Source organism: Novosphingobium sp. CCH12-A3, assembly GCF_001556015.1.
Taxonomy (GTDB): domain Bacteria; phylum Pseudomonadota; class Alphaproteobacteria; order Sphingomonadales; family Sphingomonadaceae; genus Novosphingobium; species Novosphingobium subterraneum.
Window position 1 is genome coordinate 1 of sequence record NZ_LSIA01000042.1, and the last position, 5,013, is coordinate 5,013.

General features: G+C 65.5%; 4 protein-coding genes. 3 read left to right on the forward strand and 1 reads right to left on the reverse strand.

Annotated elements, in window-relative coordinates:
• The 3 genes from AX703_RS03230 to AX703_RS03240 form a co-directional block, all read left to right on the forward strand.
• Positions 1–1,241, forward strand: a 1,241-nt coding sequence (locus AX703_RS03230; protein WP_062342596.1) for a GMC oxidoreductase, incomplete at its 5' end; no start/stop codon positions are given.
• Positions 1,242–1,295: 54 nt separating this feature from the next.
• Complete coding sequence (locus AX703_RS03235; protein WP_062342598.1) at positions 1,296–3,428, forward strand: hypothetical protein; 2,133 nt, start codon at positions 1,296–1,298, stop codon at positions 3,426–3,428.
• Positions 3,398–4,141 carry a DUF3142 domain-containing protein gene (locus AX703_RS03240; protein ID WP_082734367.1) on the forward strand — a complete coding sequence of 248 codons (744 nt, stop codon included), beginning with the start codon at positions 3,398–3,400 and terminating at the stop codon, positions 4,139–4,141. The genes AX703_RS03235 and AX703_RS03240 overlap by 31 nt, the downstream gene beginning before the upstream one ends.
• A 668-nt stretch (positions 4,142–4,809) precedes the next feature.
• On the opposite strand, the gene AX703_RS28635 is transcribed toward AX703_RS03240, so the two are convergent.
• Positions 4,810–4,941 carry a hypothetical protein gene (locus AX703_RS28635; RefSeq protein ID WP_255355024.1) on the reverse strand — a complete coding sequence of 44 codons (132 nt, stop codon included), beginning with the start codon at positions 4,939–4,941 and terminating at the stop codon, positions 4,810–4,812.
• Positions 4,942–5,013: the final 72 nt, after the last annotated feature.

The window sequence follows — 5,013 nt, forward strand, 5'->3', positions numbered from 1 at the left end:
TCCACGGGGCGGGCGGGCCGCTGAAGGTCAACTGGGGTGAGAATTCGCACCACCCGCTCTATCGCGGGATCATCGAGGCCGGGCGGCAGGCCGGGCACAAGGTCACGCACGATTTCAACGGGGCGGATCAGGAGGGCTTCGGCCGCTACCAGCTGACCATCCACGAGGGACAGCGCTGGAGTGCGGCGCGCGGCTACCTCGCGCCGATTGCGGGCAAGCGCGGCAACCTGAACGTGGTGACCGGCGCGCGGGTCCACCGCGTCGTGGTGGAGAACGGGCGCGCTGTGGGCGTGGAATATTCGCTGGGGCAGGGAAAACCGGTCAGCCGCGCCAGCGCGACGCGCGAGGTGCTGCTTTGCGCAGGCGCGTTCCAGTCCCCGCAGATCCTCCAGCTCTCCGGCATCGGCGATCCCGAGGCGCTGAAGGCCAAGGGCGTTGTGCCGGTCCATGTGCTGAAGGGCGTGGGCGCGAACCTGCAGGATCATCTTGATGTCACGCTCAACTGGGCCTGCACCCAGCCGATCTCGCTCTATAACGAAATCAAGGGGTTGCGGCAGCTCAAGGTCGGGCTGCAATACCTGCTGACCGGCAAGGGCACCGGACGGCAGAACGGGCTGGAGGCCGGCGCTTTCCTCAAGTCGCGCCCCGATCTCGATCGGCCCGACCTGCAGATTCACTTCGTCATCGCGATCATGCAGGAACATGCCAAGGTCCAGGCCAAGCGTGATGGCTTCACCATCCACGTCTGCCAATTGCGCCCGGAAAGCCGGGGGCAGGTCTCGCTCAGTAGCGCCGATCCTTATGCCGACCCTGCGATCCTTGCGAACTTCCTCGCCGCCGAGGAGGACCGCCGCGTGGTGCGCGAGGGCATCCGCATCGCCCGCGAGGTGGCGGGGCAGGAGGCATTGGCACCCTATCGCGGCGAGGAGATCTGGCCCGGGGCGCATGTGCAATCCGATGCCGACATCGACGCCTGGGTGCGCGCCAGGGGCGAGACGATCTACCACCCGGTCGGCACTGCGAAGATGGGCACGCGCGATGACCCGATGGCGGTGGTGGACAAGGACTGCAAGGTCATGGGCCTCGAAGGCCTGCGGGTGATCGATGCCTCGGTCATGCCGACGCTGATCGGTGGCAACACCAATGCGCCGACGATCATGATCGCCGAGAAGATCGCCGACGTGATCCGGGGGCGGCCGCCGCTTGCTCCGGCCGATACGCGGGTGGCGGAACTGGTGTGATAATGTGATGAATGCCATTGCGCGAGGAGGACCGGCTGGGCCACCTTGCCGCGCATGATCAAGCGTCTGTTCGGCAAGCATCCCGTCCTCACTACCGCAGGCGCCGTGGCGCTGGGCAGCCTTGGCGTGGGCACCGAGCTGTGGGCCTGTGCCGATACCTCGTGCTATCCCGGCTGGCAGCTGGGTGCGCTGGACTATGACTGCGCAGGCCGCGCGCTGATCAGCCCCGGCAACGATACGCGCATCAACATGGTCATGCTGATGCAGAGCGTGCAGCCGGGGGTGGCACTGTCTGCCGAGGCGAAGATTGATCCCAACGATCCGCAGTTCGGCAAGGTTTTCGTGTCGTGGGAAGGCTTGCGCGCTTCGCTGTGGCCTGAGCCGGAGGCGCCCGAGCCGGATTATGACGAGAAGAAGTGCTCTGAGGCTGAGGCGGGTAGTGCCGATTTCCTTGCGGCGCTGGCGGCAGACAAGGGCGTGCCGGCGGGGGAACGCGCCACGCTTACAGCGCTGCGGGCGACTGCAGGGTGCCATGACGGCGAGTGGAATGACGCGGCAATTTCCAGCCAGCAGGGCCGCGCTTTCCTCTCCTACCTGAAAGCCGCCGATGCCTTCCACAAAGCGGACTATGCGGCTGCGGAAACGGGCTTTGCCACGCTGGCCAAGGCTAACAACGCGTGGATTGCCGAGACGGCGCGCTACATGCCGATCCGCATCGACCTGCGTCGGGCGGCGGCAACGTCGCTTGACGAGTGGGGCGATTTTGCCGGACCTGAAAAGGTCGATCGCGCGGCGCTGACATCGGCGGCACGTGCGATCGATGCCTATCTCACTGCCTATCCCAAGGGCCGCTATGCGGCCTCTGCACAAGGCCTGAAGCGGCGCGTGGCATGGCTGGGCGGCGATACCGATACGCTGGTCGGCACCTACGAGGCGCTGCTCAAGACGACGCCCGCATCAAGTGTCGAGGCGGCCTATCTCGTCGAGGAAATCGACCGCAAGCTGCTTGATCGCGAGGATGCGGCAGCCGTCGTGGCAAAGCAGGGGAAGGCGCCGCTGCTGCTGGCGCTGGCCGACATGAAGATGATGCGGCCGGTCTACGATGGCCCAGCGGTGGGGCTGTCTGCCGCAGAGCTTGCGGCGCATAAAGCGCAGCTCTTGGCCTATCCCGATCTCTACGGCCTGCTCGAAGCCACGCGGATCACTTATGCTGGCGAGAATGCGAAGCCGATCCTCTCGATCCTGCCGGATGCGGCGCGGGCGAAGGGGATGACGCCGCTGGCCTTCAGCCGCCAGATGGTGCGCGGGCAGGCGCTCTCGGCCTTGCGCGATCCCAACGAGGCGGGATTCTGGCGCGAGCTGATCGGCGCGGCGAGCCCGTTCCACCAGCGCCCCTTGGCCGAACTCGGCCTTGCCCTGCGATGGCAGCGTGACGGGCGCGTGGATCAGGTCTTCGCACCGGGATCCCCGGTGCAGGAGCAATCGATCCGCGAAGTGCTGTTGCAGACCGTTGCGAGCCCGACGATCCTGCGCGCCAGCGCGGCCGACGCCTCGCGTTCGGACCATGAGCGCGACGTTGCGCGCTTCGCCCTGCTGCACAAGGACCTGACGCGCGGCGCGTTCGCCGATTTCACGCGCGATGTGGCGCTGGTGCCTGCCGATGCCAACACCGATGGCGGGCTGTGGGGCTTTGCCAGCCAGCAGAGCGTGCCGGTGGGCCTGTTTACCAAGGGCCAGTGGTCGGACGGCTTTGCCTGTCCGGCGATTGCGCAGACCGCCGCCACGCTCGCCCGCAATCCGGCTGACCAACGCGCGCGCCTGTGCCTCGGCGATTTCTGGCGCCTGAACGGCTTTGATGGCTTCGCCCTGCACGCGCCGGGCGATGGCGCCAACGTTCTCGGAAGCGCGCCAGACCTTTTCCCCGGCAAGGCCAGCTATCGCGATGCGATCTATGCCGCGATCATCGCTGACAAGGCGGCCCCGGCAGACCTGCGCGCCTATGCGCTCTACCGCGCGGTGCGCTGCTATGCGCCTTCGGGCTACAATGGCTGCGCGGGGCCTGCGCGGACCACGGCGGAACTCGAGGCGGCGCAGGTGCCGCTGGCGGTCCGCAAGGGCTGGTACGACGAGCTGAAGAAGCGCTACCCGCAAAGCCAGTGGGCCAGAACGCTGCGCTTCTACTGGTGAACTGGCGCGCGATTGCCTTTGCCGCTGCGCTGCTCCTCACCGGATGCGAGCGGCAGCCAGACGCGCCGCGCGTGCGGGCCGAAACGGCTGAGGCAGTGTTCGTCTGGCCCGGCGTCCATCCTGCGCCTGAGATAAAGGCGCGCACCGTGTACCTGCTCGATGGCGAAGTGCGGCGCGATGGCGCAGCGCGGCTGCATCGGCTGCGCATGGGCATCCCGCGCTTGCCCGGGCGGACGCTGTGGCTGGTCGTGCGAGCCGAGCGGCTCGACTGGACCGACGCCACCCGAGCCGCGATCCTCGCCGACCTTGCGCAGTGGCGTGCGGCGGGTAACGAGGTGGCGGGCCTGCAGGTCGATTTCGATGCCGCCACCAAGGGCCTGTCAGGCTACGCCGCGTTCCTCAAAGACCTGCACGCCCGCCTGCCCAGGGACGTCCGTCTCTCGATCACCGGCCTGATGGACTGGAGCGCCAATGGCGATCCCCGCGCGCTTGCCCAACTTGCCGGCACGGTCGACGAAGTGGTGATCCAGACCTACCAGGCCCGCTCCACGATCCCCGGCTACGAAGCCTACTTCGCGAAACTGGCAAATTTCCCAATTCCCTTCCGGGTGGCGCTGGTCGAAGGCGGCGAATGGCAAGCCCCACCGGGACTTGAGACCCACCCGATGTTCCGGGGCTACGCGGTGTTCCTGCTGCGGCGCGAGCGGCGGTAGGGGAGGTCCGGTTTCGGAAGCGGCGTAGTTCGGGCTGAATGGCTTGAATGGGGTGGGGAGCGGACGTTGCGATTAGTGCCTAACGTTCTCAATCGATGCCTTCTTTGTGACAAATCTAGAAAGGCAATCCATCGCATCCTTGTCAATCTGGCTGGCTTTCGCTTCGAAACCAATTCCACTGTCCGTGATGTTGGTCATTTGAGTCCAAGCATGAGGAGCACACATATCGAGCGCACCTCTTAATTGAAGGACCTCAGGAAATGACAATGCCTTGGGACAAGGATATCCGGGCGTTGGGATAGGTTGGCATCCGGTGCTGGCATGGACAGCTACCCATTCTCGCTCACCAAAATTCGGCAGTATGGCGAACAAGCTCGAGATGCCAGCGAGTGTTCCTGCAATCGCGACCACAATCGTTGCTCTTTTAGCCATCATTTGCTCGCCCCGGCGCAGCCGCAGTTATGCTATCCAATCGCATGCTCATCCGCAATGATGGCGCGCCCGGAACTTCCACAATTAGGCGTAAGCCGCTCCACCGGCGATGGTCTGCTTTGGCGTCGTATGCGGAACGGCGGCTTTTCAAGTAGGAGTTCGCCATAGCCGCCGATCCTCCCTTTTCATCGCTGGTGCAAAGGAGGGCGCGGAAAGGACTGGTTGCCTCCCTTCCGTCAGTCCTTCGGATTGGCACCTTCTTTGGCCTTCGCGAAAACGGGGAGGATCAGAGATTTTCGAAGGCGGCTCAGGGCCGCCCGCAGATGCAGGTTGCGTGCGGCGTCGATTGCGGCCAGACCTTTGCCCATGCAACCTCATGTCATCGCTGCCGTCCTTTGGGCCCTGATCCTTGGCGGGGCGGGTGGGGTCCTGACCGAGAT